14 protein-coding genes are annotated in these 13,566 nt (G+C 68.0%); 5 read left to right on the plus strand and 9 right to left on the minus strand.

Features of this window, described 5'->3' with window-relative positions:
• Window positions 1–86: 86 nt before the first annotated feature.
• Window positions 87–740, minus strand: coding sequence for a peroxiredoxin (locus VOI27_RS13815; protein ID WP_323765944.1), 654 nt, complete (start codon window positions 738–740; stop codon window positions 87–89).
• Window positions 741–861: 121 nt separating this feature from the next.
• Here VOI27_RS13815 and VOI27_RS13820 point away from each other — a divergent pair, with 121 nt between their 5' ends.
• Window positions 862–2,289, plus strand: a complete 1,428-nt coding sequence (locus tag VOI27_RS13820) for an aldehyde dehydrogenase family protein (protein WP_323765945.1) — start codon at window positions 862–864, stop codon at window positions 2,287–2,289.
• 168 nt (window positions 2,290–2,457) lie between these two features.
• On the opposite strand, the gene pnp is transcribed toward VOI27_RS13820, so the two are convergent.
• A complete protein-coding gene (gene pnp, locus VOI27_RS13825; protein WP_323765946.1) occupies window positions 2,458–4,590 on the minus strand; it encodes a polyribonucleotide nucleotidyltransferase in 2,133 nt (710 codons plus the stop codon).
• Between the two features lie 346 nt (window positions 4,591–4,936).
• On the opposite strand from pnp, the gene VOI27_RS13830 reads away from it, so the two are divergent.
• The gene (locus VOI27_RS13830; RefSeq protein ID WP_323765947.1) at window positions 4,937–5,779 is read left to right on the plus strand and encodes a PilZ domain-containing protein; all 843 of its coding nucleotides are present in this window, start codon (window positions 4,937–4,939) and stop codon (window positions 5,777–5,779) included.
• A 97-nt stretch (window positions 5,780–5,876) separates the two neighbouring features.
• On the opposite strand, the gene rpsO is transcribed toward VOI27_RS13830, so the two are convergent.
• From rpsO to truB, 4 genes are all read right to left on the minus strand, one after another.
• On the minus strand, window positions 5,877–6,146 hold the full coding sequence (gene rpsO, locus VOI27_RS13835; protein WP_323765948.1) for a 30S ribosomal protein S15: 270 nt from the start codon (window positions 6,144–6,146) through the stop codon (window positions 5,877–5,879).
• Between the two features lie 150 nt (window positions 6,147–6,296).
• Entirely contained in the window at window positions 6,297–7,310 is a 1,014-nt protein-coding gene (locus VOI27_RS13840) for a calcium-binding protein (protein ID WP_323765949.1), read from the minus strand.
• A 92-nt stretch (window positions 7,311–7,402) separates the two neighbouring features.
• Entirely contained in the window at window positions 7,403–7,924 is a 522-nt protein-coding gene (locus VOI27_RS13845; RefSeq protein ID WP_323765950.1) for a DUF1643 domain-containing protein, read from the minus strand.
• Between the two features lie 3 nt (window positions 7,925–7,927).
• Window positions 7,928–8,839 (minus strand): tRNA pseudouridine(55) synthase TruB, encoded by a 912-nt coding sequence (truB, locus tag VOI27_RS13850; RefSeq protein WP_323765951.1) that lies wholly within the window; start codon window positions 8,837–8,839, stop codon window positions 7,928–7,930.
• 134 nt (window positions 8,840–8,973) lie between these two features.
• Between truB and VOI27_RS13855 the strand changes: the two genes are divergently transcribed.
• The gene (locus VOI27_RS13855; RefSeq protein ID WP_323765952.1) at window positions 8,974–9,786 is read left to right on the plus strand and encodes a class I SAM-dependent methyltransferase; all 813 of its coding nucleotides are present in this window, start codon (window positions 8,974–8,976) and stop codon (window positions 9,784–9,786) included.
• Window positions 9,787–9,873: 87 nt separating this feature from the next.
• Here the strand turns inward: VOI27_RS13855 and VOI27_RS13860 are convergent, their stop codons facing one another.
• Both VOI27_RS13860 and rbfA read right to left on the minus strand, forming a co-directional pair.
• On the minus strand, window positions 9,874–10,614 hold the full coding sequence (locus tag VOI27_RS13860; RefSeq protein WP_323765953.1) for a phosphodiester glycosidase family protein: 741 nt from the start codon (window positions 10,612–10,614) through the stop codon (window positions 9,874–9,876).
• Window positions 10,611–11,021 (minus strand): 30S ribosome-binding factor RbfA, encoded by a 411-nt coding sequence (rbfA, locus tag VOI27_RS13865; protein ID WP_323765954.1) that lies wholly within the window; start codon window positions 11,019–11,021, stop codon window positions 10,611–10,613. Before rbfA ends, VOI27_RS13860 begins: the two co-directional genes overlap by 4 nt.
• An 82-nt stretch (window positions 11,022–11,103) precedes the next feature.
• Between rbfA and dapB the strand changes: the two genes are divergently transcribed.
• Window positions 11,104–11,922, plus strand: coding sequence for a 4-hydroxy-tetrahydrodipicolinate reductase (gene dapB / locus VOI27_RS13870; protein ID WP_323765955.1), 819 nt, complete (start codon window positions 11,104–11,106; stop codon window positions 11,920–11,922).
• An 88-nt stretch (window positions 11,923–12,010) separates the two neighbouring features.
• Here the strand turns inward: dapB and VOI27_RS13875 are convergent, their stop codons facing one another.
• Window positions 12,011–12,202, minus strand: a complete 192-nt coding sequence (locus VOI27_RS13875; RefSeq protein WP_323765956.1) for a DUF1674 domain-containing protein — start codon at window positions 12,200–12,202, stop codon at window positions 12,011–12,013.
• A 72-nt stretch (window positions 12,203–12,274) separates the two neighbouring features.
• Between VOI27_RS13875 and VOI27_RS13880 the strand changes: the two genes are divergently transcribed.
• Window positions 12,275–13,534 carry an RsmB/NOP family class I SAM-dependent RNA methyltransferase gene (locus tag VOI27_RS13880; RefSeq protein WP_323765957.1) on the plus strand — a complete coding sequence of 420 codons (1,260 nt, stop codon included), beginning with the start codon at window positions 12,275–12,277 and terminating at the stop codon, window positions 13,532–13,534.
• The last annotated feature ends 32 nt before the right edge of the window (window positions 13,535–13,566 follow it).

Here is a 13,566-nt window from a genome sequence, read left to right on the forward strand (position 1 = left end):
CCCGGCCGCCGCGCCGGGGCCTCGCGGCTCAGGCCGGGCGGGGGCCGGGATGGCGCAGCGCCGCCATCCCATTCTCAAGGCGTGGTTCAGCCCGGAACCTTGGTCTTGCGCAGATAGGGCAGCACGGTCTCGAACTCGCCGAATTTCTCCTTCGCCGCCTCGTCATTGACCGCGGTGGGGATGATGACGTCCTGGCCCACTTGCCAGTTGGCCGGCGTGGCGACGCCATGCTTGGCGGCGGTCTGCAGCCCGTCGAGTGCGCGCAGCACCTCGGCGAAATTGCGGCCGACGTTCATCGGGTAGGTCATCGACAGCTTCAGCTTCTTGTCCGGGCCGATGATATAGACCACCCGCACCGTGGCGCTGTCATTCGGCGTGGCGTTGTCGGGCAGGTAGAACTCGGCCGGCAGCATGTCGAAGGCCTTGGAGACCGCGAGGCCATTGTCGGCGATGATCGGGAATCCGGCCTTGGTGCCGGCGACCAGCTCGATATCCTTCTTCCAGCCCTTGTGCTCTTCGACGCCATCGACCGAGATGCCCAGCACCTTTGTGCCGCGCTTTTCCCACTCGTCCGAGAGCTGTGCCACGGCGCCGAACTCGGTGGTGCAGACCGGGGTGAAATCCTTGGGATGCGAGAACAGGATCGCCCAGCTGTCGCCGATCCAGTCGTGAAAATCGATGGTGCCCTGGTCGGTCTCGGCGGTGAAATTCGGCACGGTGTCGTTGATGCGCAGTCCCATGATGACTCCTCTGGTCTGACGATCCGGCGGTGCCGGATAATTTGATCAAATCACTCTTGCGGTCTCTTGTGACCGTTCTGATGTGGTGACACAGTGCCGCTAATCCAAGGGAGGTCAACCAATGATCGAGAAACGCCAGTTCTACATTGACGGTGCCTGGGTGGACCCGGCTGCACCGAGCGATCTTCACGTCATCGACCCGTCCACCGAAGAGCCCTGCGCGGTGATCTCGCTCGGCGATCAGGCCGATACGGACGCCGCCGTCGCTGCCGCCCGCGCCGCATTCGACGGCTGGGCCGCGACCCCGCTTGATGCGCGCGTGGCGCTCCTGCGCAAGCTGCAGGCGGTCTACAAGGCCCGCGCCAGCGAGATGGGCGAAGCCATCAGCCAGGAGATGGGCGCGCCGATCGACTATGCCAAGGCCAACCAGGTCGGCGCCGGGCTCTGGCACATGGGCGGGTTCTTCAAGACGCTCGAGGGCTTCAGCTTCGAGAGCGATTTCACCGCCACCGAACGCCACCTGAAAGAGCCGATCGGGGTCTGCGGGCTGATAACGCCGTGGAACTGGCCGATGAATCAGGTGGTGCTCAAGGTGTTCCCGGCGCTCGCCGCCGGCTGCACCGTGGTGCTGAAACCCTCCGAGGTGGCGCCGCTGTCGTCGCTGCTCTTTGCCGAATTCGTGCATGAGGCGGGCTTCCCCAAGGGGGTCTTCAACCTGGTCAACGGCGACGGCCCGGGCGTCGGCTCGCAGCTGTCGGTACACCCGGATGTCGACATGATCTCCTTCACCGGCTCGACCCGCGCCGGGATCGCGATTTCCAAGGCCGCCGCCGATACGCTCAAGCGTGTCTCGCTCGAGTTGGGCGGCAAGGGCGCGAACATCATCTTTGCCGATGCCGACGACGACGCGGTGGCCCGCGGCGCGCGGCACTGCTTTGCCAACTCCGGCCAGTCCTGCAACGCGCCGACCCGGATGCTGGTGGAACGCTCGCGCTATGACGCGGCGGTCGAGACTGCGGCGCAGGTGGCCGAGGCCACGCGGGTGGGCCCGGCGTCGGAGGAAGGCAAGTTCATCGGGCCGGTGGTCTCTGAGGTGCAGTTCGGCAAGATCCAGGCGCTGATCGAGACCGGCATGCAGGAGGCGCGGCTGGTGGCGGGCGGTCCGGGGCGGCCCGAGGGGCTCAACCGGGGCTATTTCGTGCGGCCGACGGTCTTTGCCGATGTGAGCAACGACATGACCATCGCCCGCGAGGAGATCTTCGGCCCGGTGCTGTCGATCCTGCCGTTCGACAGCGAGGAGGAGGCGGTGGCGATTGCCAATGACACGCCCTATGGGCTGGCCGACTACGTTCAGACCCGCGACGACGACAAGCGCCGCCGTGTGGCGCGGCGCCTGCGCGCCGGGATGATCGAGACCAATGGGGAAGGCTTTGCGCAAGGCTCGCCCTTCGGCGGCTACAAACACTCGGGCAATGGCCGTGAGGGTGGCGCGCACGGGATCGACGAGTTCCTCGAGGTCAAGGCGGTCTCGGGCTGGGCGGCGGAGTAGCCGCGGTTTCATCCGGCGGCTGTTCCGGCCTGGTCTTTGGCTCGCGGGCAGGTGTCGGCAAGAGGTCCCGGGTCAAGCCCGGGACGGCGGCGAGACAAACCTCAGGCCTGTTACGAAAAAAGCCCCGGTGCATCACACCGGGGCTTTCCATTGGTCCGGAAGGGCGGGTTACTCCGCGTCTTCCTCTTTCTTGGCTTCTTCGCCGGTCTCCTGGTCCACGACCTTCATCGACAGGCGGACCTTGCCGCGATCGTCGAAGCCCAACAGCTTGACCCAGACTTCCTGGCCTTCCTTCAGCACATCCGAGGGATGGTTCAGGCGGCGGTTCTCGATCTGGGACACATGCACCAGACCGTCGCGCTTGCCGAAGAAGTTCACGAAGGCGCCGAAATCGACGATCTTCACGACCTTGCCCTTGTAGACCTTGCCTTCCTCGGGCTCGGCCACGATCGAGTGGATCATGTCGTAGGCGCGCTGGATGGCTTCCCCGTCGGGCGAGGCGATCTTGATGATGCCGTCGTCGTTGATGTCGACCTTGGCACCCGACTGCTCGACGATCTCGCGGATCACCTTGCCGCCGGACCCGATGACTTCACGGATCTTGTCGGTGGGGATCTGCATGGTCTCGATGCGCGGTGCGTGGACCGAGAATTCCGCAGCCCCGGTCAGCGCCTTGGACATCTCGCCCAGGATGTGCATCCGGCCGTCTTTCGCCTGCGCCAGGGCGGATTTCATGATGTCGGGCGTGATGCCAGCCACCTTGATGTCCATCTGCAGCGAGGTGATGCCGTTCTCGGTGCCGGCAACCTTGAAGTCCATGTCGCCGAGGTGATCTTCGTCACCCAGGATGTCGGACAGGATCGCGTAGGAGCCGTCGTCCTCGAGGATCAGGCCCATGGCCACACCGGCAACCGCCGATTTCAGCGGAACGCCAGCGTCCATCATCGACAGCGAGCCGCCGCAGACGGAGGCCATCGAGGACGAGCCGTTGGATTCGGTGATCTCCGACACGACGCGCACGGTATAGGGAAAATCGGTGGGCGCCGGCAGCACGGCTTGCAGCGCGCGCCAGGCCAGTTTGCCGTGACCGATCTCGCGGCGGCCCGGAGGGCCCACGCGACCCGCTTCGCCGACCGAATAGGGCGGGAAGTTGTAGTGCAGCAGGAAGTTGGACTTGAAGTTGCCGTGCAGCGCGTCGATGAACTGTTCGTCATCGCCGGTGCCCAGCGTGGTCACGACCAGGCCTTGCGTTTCACCACGGGTGAAGAGCGCCGAGCCGTGGGTCCGCGGCAGCAGGCCGGTCTCGCATTCGATCTGGCGCACGGTGGTGGTGTCACGCCCGTCGATCCGCTTGCCGGTCTTGACCACGTCGCCGCGCAGGATGCCGGCTTCGAGCTTCTTGAGCGCCGAGCCAAGGTTCGGATCCTCGAGCTGCTCTTCGGTCAGCTTGTCCTTGATCGCGGCGCGTGCTTCGGAAACAGCAGTCGTCCGTTCCTGCTTGTCGGTGATGGCGAAAGCGGCGCGCATCTGCTCTTCACCGGCGGCTTTCACCGCCTCGTAGAGCTCCGAGTAATCCGGTGCCTGGAAGTCGAAGGGCTCTTTCGCGGCTTCTTCGGCGAGCGAGATGATCAGGTCGACGACCGGCTGGATCTGCTCATGCGCAAAGGTCACCGCGCCCAGCATCTCGTCTTCGGTCAGCTCGTAGGCTTCCGATTCGACCATCATCACGGCGTCCTTGGTGCCGGCGACGACCAGATCGAGACGCTGTTCGGGGTTGAGGCGCAGGTTGTGCATGTCCTCGACCTCGGGGTTGAGGATGTACTCGCCATCCACATAGCCCACGCGGCAGCCGGCGATCGGGCCCATGAAGGGCGCGCCCGAGATCGTCAGCGCGGCCGAGGCGGCAATCATCGCGACGATGTCGGGGTCGTTGACCAAATCGTGGCTCAGCACGGTGCACATCACCAGCACTTCATGCTTGAAGCCATCGACGAACAGCGGGCGGATCGGGCGGTCGATCAGGCGGGCAGTCAGCGTCTCTTTTTCGGTCGGACGCGCCTCGCGCTTGAAAAAGCCGCCGGGCACCTTGCCGGCAGCGTAGTATTTTTCCTGGTAGTGCACGGTCAGGGGAAAGAAGTCCTGGCCCGGCTTGGGCTGCTTGGCAAAGGTCACGTTGGCCATGACGGAGGTCTCGCCCAGCGTGGCGATGACCGAGCCGTCGGCCTGACGGGCAACCTTGCCGGTCTCCAGCGTGAGCGTCTCTTCGCCCCACTGCATGCTTTTCTTCGAGATATTGAACATCATCGTATCCTGTATGGGGCGCTCCCGGGCGTATCCCGGGTCCCCGTTTGAGTGGCGGCCCCATTGCCGCCGACCCCTTTCATCATTTCATGCGCCGGGGTCGAAGCGTCACGTCTCAGATGGCCGGGGCATACAGGGTTTCGGTCCACTTGGAAAGGCGTGAGTTGGCGCGCCCCGGCGCCGCTGGCCCTTGCGGGCTTAAGGGTTTGGTAAAACCGCCCGTGCTAGGCAAGAGGGCCATCCTTGGTGCGCGGGCTGGCGCCCTGCGCCGCCCGGTGGCGGGCTGCCGGCCATGCGTTCTCTGGCTGGCGGTTCATTCCGGCGACTGGGGGCCGAGCCATTGTTGATGCGATCCGATTTCAGACCTGTGCTTGCCATCTGCCTCCTGCTGGCTCTGACCGGCCCGGCGCGGGCGGCCGAGGGCCGATGCCACTACGAGGAATGGCTGTTGGGCCTGATCTATCAGAGCGAAACCATGGTGGACGAGATCGAGGCGGCCGGCCGAACGCGTCACGGGGCCGTCTTGGCCATCACGCTGGCGGCGCATGACAGCGCGGCCCTGCGGCGCGCGCGGCAGCGCGACGGCTATGACGCGTATGCCCCGCTGGTGGCCCGGCACGTGGCAGCCGCGCGCGCGCTTCTGGCGCGCAGCAGCGCGCGCCCGGCGCTGCTGTCGTCGCTCAGGACCAGCACGGCGCAGCTGCTGGCCGCTGTGGCGCAGGTGGATTGCGCCGCCAAATACGCACCCACGGCGGCGGCCTCGGCCCAGTCAGGCACCCGGACCGTCGGCACCAGCGGCGGCAGCGGCGTCCGGTTGGCGATGGACTGGACCGCGGCGCCGGTTTTCCTGCTGGGCCTGGGGCTGCTGGGTGGCCTGGTTCTGCTCGAGCGGCGCACCCGGTCCCGCAAGCGCCGCAACCAACGGTTCGTCTGCGACATCGCCTGCAGCGTCCGGGTCGGTGGCACCGCGCATGACAGCCGGATCATCGATATCAGTGCCGCTGGCGCCAAGCTGAAGCTCGGGCTCGAGGGCGGCGGTGACCAGCCGGTCGAGATCACCTCTGGTGCCTTTCGGACCGCGGGCCGGGTGGCCTGGTCGAATGCGCATTACTGCGGCGTGGTGTTTGACCGGCCGCTGTCTGCGGATGTTCTGCAACAGGCGATCCTGCCGCGGGCGGGGGCGGCCTGACCGGAACTTTTCATCGGGTGGCGCGCAATGGCCGGACACGAAAACGCCCGCCAGTTTGCACTGGCGGGCGCGCCCGATCCTTGCGGACCGTGAAACCTTAGCGGCGGATTTCGAGGCGCTTGATCAGGTCCTGATACCGCGCTTCTTCCTTGCCTTTGAGGTAGTCGAGCAGTTTCCGGCGCTGTGCGACGAGCTTCAGGAGGCCACGACGGGAGTGGTTGTCCTTCTTGTGGGTCTTGAAGTGCTCGGTCAGCGTGCGGATGCGCGAGGTGAGGATGGCCACCTGAACTTCGGGCGAGCCGGTGTCGCCGTCCTTGGTGGCGAATTCCTTCATCACGCGGGTTTTTTCTTCGACAGTGATCGACATCGGGGTCTCCTTTCGGAAATCTAAAGGGTTATGGCGCAAGCCGGGATGTCGTCCAGCAAGGCCCGTGGAGAAAGCCCCGACCGCAAGGCCGGGGCAAGAGCGCCCTATAGGGCATTTCGCAGGCGTTGGAAAGGGCCGGGTGGTGCCGGCTCATGCGGCAGGGGGAAGCACCTCCCACAGCGCCGCCTCGGCCTCGGAGACCAGCAGGATATCGGCAAGGGACAGGTCTTCGGCCCCGCGCAGCAGCGCCACCTCTGCGCCATCGACCGTCAGCCTCAGCACCTCGGGGTCCGCGGCGTCGCGGGTGAGCTCCACTTCGACGCTGTCGGAGGGGGGCTCGGCGACGAGCAATATCTGGTCCGTTCCGGGCTCGAAATCGATCAGCGTCACCGGCGCGCTGCCGCCGCGCAGCAGGATATCATCGGCGCCGGCGCCGCCGGTGACCACATCGCCGCCATCGGCGAGGATGGTGTCGTCGCCGTCGTTGCCGTTGAGGTAATCCACCGCGTCGGAGCCGGTCTCGGTGCCGTCGAGCAGGTCGTCGCCCTGGCCGCCAAACAGCGAATCGCTCCCCAGGCCGCCCACTAGCGTATCGGCGTCGTGACCGCCGAGCAGACCGTCGTTGCCCTCGCCGCCGATCAGCGTGTCCTGGCCCTGGCCATCGGTCAGAACGTCGTCACCGGCACCGCCGTCAGAGCGGTCGTCGCCGCCATGACCGTAGAGCGAATCGTTGCCGGCCTCGCCGAGAAGGGAATCCGCGCCGCCCTCGCCATGCAGGGTATCGTCCTCGCTGCCGCCATGCAGCGTGTCGTCGCCGTCGCCGCCCCAGATCCAGTCCTCGCCCTGGTCACCGGCCAGCAGGTCGTCGCCCCCCTGACCGTCGATGGCGTCGCTGCCGGCGCCGCCGGAAATCACCGAGGCGTCGCCCCCGGAGAGCGTGTCGGCGTCGCTGGTGCCGGTCAGGGGGTCGATCTCCGGGTTCTCCGGAGGGTCTGCCTCCGGATCCTCCAGGGGCACGATCATGTCGTTGGTCCCAAGCTCATCCTCGGTGAGCTCGGTCGCCTGAGCCCGGCCGGTCTGGTCTTCTTCGTCCTCGCCGATCGTTCCGATCATCATGACCGAACCGACAGCGGCCATGCCCAGCAGGCCCGCAATCAGCAACATGTTGATACACCCTCTTTCCCGCGGTCAGTATTCCAGAAACAGGGCGTCCTGAGCAAATCTTTTCCGCCGGAATGGTTAACGCCTTCAGGCGTTTACCCGGTGTTCACCACGAAATGCTGTGGCTTCTGCGCATAGGAGACATAGAGCGGATGCCGGGGCAGCCCGTGGCGGGTGAGCCCGAGGGTAAAGAGCTTGCTCGGTGCCCGGGCCAGCAGCGGCAGCGCCTCGGCGTCGCGGGCGCGATGGGCGCCATGCACGCCCCAGGCGGCCAGCACCATGTCGGCCGCCTCGCAGGCGCGGGCGAGATAGGCGTCGTTCTCCGGCCCCACCGGCGCCTCGGCGGCGCGCAGATCCGCCGGCGCGGTGGCGCGATAGGCAAAGAGGTTGACCACGTCGAGCGCGCCGAACCCCAGCAGCCGGGCGCGTTTCTCGCAGCGCGCGATGGTCGGGTCGTTGACCTTTTCGCTGGCGGTCGAGGGATTGAGCATGACAAAGGCGAGCCGCCCCGCCGCCGCGTCCCAGACCCGGGTCAGCCGGTAGCGGTAGTGCCCGCAGTCGCTGTAGACCGCCTCGGACCGGCAGTCCGGGGTGTCGTGGGTCCGGGTGACGAGCATGGCTCAGTCGAGCACGAAGACGCGCGAGGGCTGCAGCTTGCCGCCGCGATACTCGCCGACTGCCACCGGTGTGCCGTGGTGGCTGACCCAGGCGGTTTCGCCGAACTCGACATCGCCGCCGCCGGTCACCTCGGCCGGGTTGCCGTTGCGCAGCCGGGTCATCGCTTCGAGCCCGCAATGCAGCTCGGGCAGCTCGCCCAGCCCGGTCTCGAGCGGCAGCAGCAGGGCGTCGAGATCGGCGGTCTGCGCCAGTTCCTCGATCCGGTCGAGCGTCACCGCATTGTCGAGATCGAACGGCCCGGACCAGACCCGCCGCAGGGTGACCACATGGCCGAAACAGCCCAGCACCCGGCCGAGATCGCGGGCGATCGAGCGCACGTAACCGCCCTTGCCGCAGGTCATCTCCAGCACCGCGGTATCGGCGTCGGGGCGGTCCACCAACAGCAGCTCCTCGACCCAGAGCGGGCGGGCAGCGATTTCGACATCCTCGCCGTCGCGGGCCAGTTTGTAGGCGCGTTCGCCGTCGATCTTCACCGCCGAGAACTTCGGCGGCACCTGCTCGATATCGCCGACGAACTGACCGAGCGCCGCCTTGATCTCTTCGTCGGAGGGGCGCAGATCGGAGGTCTCGATCACCTCGCCCTCGGCGTCGTCGGTGTTGGTAGCGGCGCCCCAGCGGACGGTGAACTCATAGGCCTTCATCGCGTCGGTGACGTAGGGCACCGTCTTGGTGGCCTCGCCCAGTGCCACTGCCAACAGGCCGGTGGCCTCGGGGTCGAGCGTGCCCGCGTGGCCGGCCTTTTTGGCCTGGAACGCCCAGCGGACCTTGTTGACCACGGCGGTCGAGGTGGGCCCCGCGGGCTTGTCCACCACCAGCCAGCCGGAAATGTCGCGCCCCTTGCGTTTGCGTCCCATGATGTCTCCGCGATGTGATTGAAGCGCGGGGGATAGGAAACGCCGGCCCAGCCGTCAATAGGGGGGCAAGAAAAACGGCGGGCTCCGGCCGTTCCGTGGTAGACTGTTGGCCTGCCAGGACAGCGAGGGCTCGGATGGTGGAGAGCGACAAGCGGTTCACCGGATCGATCCCGGACGTCTATGACGCCTGGCTGGTGCCTTTGATCTTCGAGACATATGCCGCCGACATGGCGCGGCGGGTGGCGGCGCTGGGGCCGGGCGACGTGCTGGAGACCGCCGCCGGCAGCGGTGTGGTGGCCCGGGCTCTGGCGCCCCGTCTGCCAGAGGGCGCACGCTATGTGGTCTCCGATCTCAACCCGCCGATGCTGCGCCGGGGGGCGGCGCGCCAGCCGGCCGGCGGGCGGCTGCACTGGCAGCCGGCGGATGCGCTCGACCTGCCGTTCGGCGACGCCAGCTTCGACGTGGTCTGCTGCCAGTTCGGCGCGATGTTCTTTCCCGACCGGGTGGCCGGACATCGCGAGGCACGGCGCGTGCTGCGGCCGGGCGGTCGGTATATCTTCAGCGTCTGGGACGAGATCGCCGCAAACGGCTTTGCCGACTGCGTGACCCTGGCGCTGGAAGAGATGTTTCCCGACGATCCGCCGCGCTTTCTGGCCCGGGTGCCGCATGGCTATCACGATCCCGACCGCGTGCGCGCCGATCTGGCCGCGGCGGGGTTTGCCGAGGTCACGCTGGAGACGGTCGGCGGCGAGAGCCGGGCCGGGGCAGCCCGCGATCCGGCGATCGCCTATTGCCAGGGCACGCCTTTGCGCAGCGAGATCGAGGCACGCGGGCCGGCGGCTCTGGCCGAGGCCACCGACCTGGCAGAGGCGCGGATCGCCGAGCGCTATGGCCCCGGCCCGGTGCTGGCCCCGATCCGGGCACATGTGGTGTCTGCCGGACGGTGACGACCGGGTCGGGTCCAAGCGCGGAGGCGCGGATCAGGGAGGCAGGCGTCCGGCGGTCAGACCCGGCGGTCAGACCCGGCGGTCAGGTCAGGCGTCCGGCGTGACCACGGCGATGATCGGCCCCATCGGAAATCCGAGATCGCTGCGGCCGAGGTCGGGCGCATGCAGCCGCGAGACATTGCCGTCGAGAAACAGCGCCTGCGGCACCTTCAGCACGTCGCGAAAGAAGCTGGCGAATTCCCAGAAGGTGACGGTGTTGTTGGAGATCACGAAATACGCGGTGTCGCCGCGCTCGGAGGTGCCGACGCCGTTGCGGATGTAGCGCGAGGTGCCGTCGGGCAGGAAATCCGGGTGCAGATCGCCGTCGATTACCAGCATCGGGCCGGATTGCGTGGCATAGCGGCAGTCCGGCGCCTGTTCCAGATAGCGCAGCGTCTCGATCACGTCGGCGCGGTCCGGGCGCAGGCAGAGCACGCCGTTGGGCAGCAGGCCGAAGTTGCCGGGCCCCTCGCTGGCGATCACCCGCATCTCCTCGCGGCCGTCCTCGATGTAATGGCCCACCGGGTCCCGGTCGTCGTGGTACATGCCGCCGTTGGTGGCAAATCGCAGCTGCTTGCCCTCGGCCTGCACCGCGCGTTCGAGATTGGCAAAGGTGCCATAGGGCAGGCCGTTGTCATCGGCGCGGTAGAGCCGCAGCTCCTCCTCGCCGGGCTGCACCTTGCAGACCGTGAAGCGGTTGCCTTCGTGCCGCTCGTCGCTGCAGCTCACCGCCGCGGCCTCGCCGGCCGCCAGGAGCAGCAGGGCGGTCAGGGCGCCGCGCCGGCTCATTCGTCCGCGTCGCGGTCGTCCAGGTCGCGGCGGACGCTGTCCTGGGCGAACATCCGGCGGGTGTCCTCGAGCCGGTCGAAGGTGTCATCGAGCCGGAACCGCAGGTCGGGCGCGAACTTGATGGTCAGCTGCTTGCTGACCAGCCGCCGGATCTCGCCCTTGTTGCGGGCCAGAAGCGCGACGACGTCCTCGCTGCCCTGGCCGCCCAAGGGGCAGACATAGGCGGTGGCGATGCGCAGGTCGGGCGACATGCGCACCTCGCCCACGGTGATCGACACGCGGTTGAGATCGGGGTCATGCACCTCGCCGCGCATCAGGAGCTCGGAGAGGGTCCGGCGGATCAGCTCGCCGACCCGAAGCTGGCGCTGCGAGGCGCCCTGACCGTCTGGTATGTTGTTCTTAGCCATATCCCGCAGATACGCTGTCGCGCGGGCTTTGCCAAGACGGGCGGCAGGCGGTATGTGAAGCCAAACCGCAGGAGACAGAGACATGAGCGCACCCCTTCCCGGCATCGTGATCACCGGCGCCTCTGGCCGGATGGGCCGGATGCTGATCCAGAGCGTGAGCGAGAACGACCGCATGCGGCTGGCCGGCGTGGTCGAGCGCAAGGGCCACGACTGGATCGGCCGCGACGTCGGCGAGGCGATGGGCGGGGCGGCGCTGGGTGTCACGGTGACCGACGATCCGCTTCCGGTCTTTGCCGAGGCGCAGGCGGTGATCGACTTTACCGCGCCGGCGGCGACGGTGGAATTTGCCCATCTCGCGGCCCAGGCGCGGATTTGCCATGTGATCGGCACCACCGGCATGGAAGAGGCACATCTGGCCAAGATCCAGGCCGCGGCGCGGCACGCGGTGATCGTGCGCGCCGGCAACATGAGCCTCGGGGTCAACCTGCTGACGCTTTTGGCCGAGAAGGTCGCCCGGGCGCTGGATGACGATTTCGACATCGAGGTGATCGAGGCGCATCACAACCGCAAGGTCGACGCACCCTCTGGCACCGCGCTGATGCTGGGCGAGGCGGCGGCAAAGGGACGTGGCGTCAGGTTGGCGGAGGTGGCGGATCGCGGCCGCGACGGCATCACCGGCGCGCGGCAGAAGGGCGATATCGGTTTCGCAGTGATTCGCGGCGGCGACATCGTCGGCGAGCATGACGTGATGTTTGCCGCCGAAGGCGAGCGGATCACCCTGCGGCACGTGGCCTCGGACCGCAGGGTGTTTGCCCGCGGCGCGCTGAAGGCGGCGCTCTGGGGGCAGGACAAGGCGCCGGGCGAATACGACATGATCGACGTGTTGGGGCTTCGCGAGTGATGCGCCCTTCGGGGGCGCTGCCCGCGGACCCCCGGGAATATTTCCGGCCAGAAGAAGCAGGGGGTGGCGGTCCGGGCGCGGGCGGCGCTCAGAAGTCGATGGCGAGGCCCTTCTTTTCCCAGTCGCCGTAGCGCACCGGTTCGGGGCCGTCGCGGCCGCCGAGCTCGGTCGGGAGGGGGGGCTTTGCGGCCGCTTCGAGGCGGCGGGCATCGGCCTCGTCGAGGGCACGCCGGGCGGCGTCGGGGAGCGCGGCGCGGCGCTGGGCTTCGGTCTGGTCCATCGGGCTTTCCTCTTTTCCTGCTCCCAGATATATGCGGAGCCTTCACTTGGGCAAGCGGTCTGGAGGTCGCGGATGGCAGCAACGGCACGCGCAGGGGCGCTCTGGCTTCTGGGACAGGTCCTGACCGAGGGGCGGCTCTTGTCGGAACTGACCGGCGCGACGCAGCATTTGCGGCTGGAACCGGCCGAGCGGGCGCGGGCGCAGCGGCTGACGCTCGAGACCCTGCGGGGGCTGGAAAAGGCCGACCGGGTGCTGAAACCCTATCTGCGCAAGATGCCGCCGCCGGCGGTGCGCAACGTGCTGCGGCTGGCGACGGTGGAGCTTTGCCGGGGCGGCGATGCCCATGGGGTGGTCAATGATGCGGTCGAGCATGTGCGGCGCGGCAAGCGCACTGCGGCCTACGGCGGCATGGTCAACGCCGTGCTGCGCAAGGTGGCGGTGGAGGGCGCGGCGAAATGGGCCGAGCTGCGGGTGCCGCATCTGCCGAAATGGCTGCGCCAGCCACTGGCCGAGGCCTGGGGCGGTGACGCCGTGGCGGCGATGGAGGCGGTGCAGTTTGCCGGCGCGCCGCTCGATCTGACAGTGAAGGGCGAACCAGAGGTCTGGGCAGAGCGACTGGGCGGCGAGGTTCTGCCCACCGGGTCGCTGCGGTTGACCGCGCCGGGGCAGGTGAGCGCCCTGCCGGGGTTCGGAAGCGGCGACTGGTGGGTGCAGGATGCCGCCGCGGCGCTGCCGGTGCGGGGGCTGGGCGATGTCTCGGGGCTGACGGTGCTCGACATGTGCGCCGCGCCGGGTGGCAAGACGCTGCAGCTGGCCGCCGGCGGCGCGCAGGTGACGGCGCTGGATATTTCCGAGGCCCGGCTGGGGCGGGTGCATGAGAACCTGGCGCGCACCGGGCTGTCGGCCGAGGTGGTGGCCGGCGATGCGCTGAGCTTCCGGGGCGGGCCGTTCGATGCCGTGGTGCTCGATGCGCCCTGTTCGGCCACCGGCACCATCCGGCGCCATCCCGACCTGCCGCTGGTGCAGCGTGGCGAGGCGATCGGCGGGCTGATCGAATTGCAGGCGGCACTGCTCGACCGTGCGCTGTCATGTCTGAAGCCCGGCGGGCGGCTGATCTATTGCACCTGTTCGCTGCTGCCTGACGAGGGCGAATGCCAGGTCGATGCGGCACTGGAGCGCCACGAGGGGCTGCGGGTGCTGCCGGAGGCCTTTGACCTGCCCGGGGTGGCGCCGGAGTGGCGCAGCAGCGAGGGCGGGCTGCGGCTACGGCCGGACTACTGGGCCGGGCGCGGCGGCATGGACGGGTTCTACATGGCCTGCCTCGGCCGCTAGAAGGCGCAGGTTCCGGGTCGAACCTCTGGGCG

The organism is Marinovum sp., from assembly GCF_034669705.1.
Taxonomy (GTDB): Bacteria; Pseudomonadota; Alphaproteobacteria; order Rhodobacterales; family Rhodobacteraceae; genus Marinovum.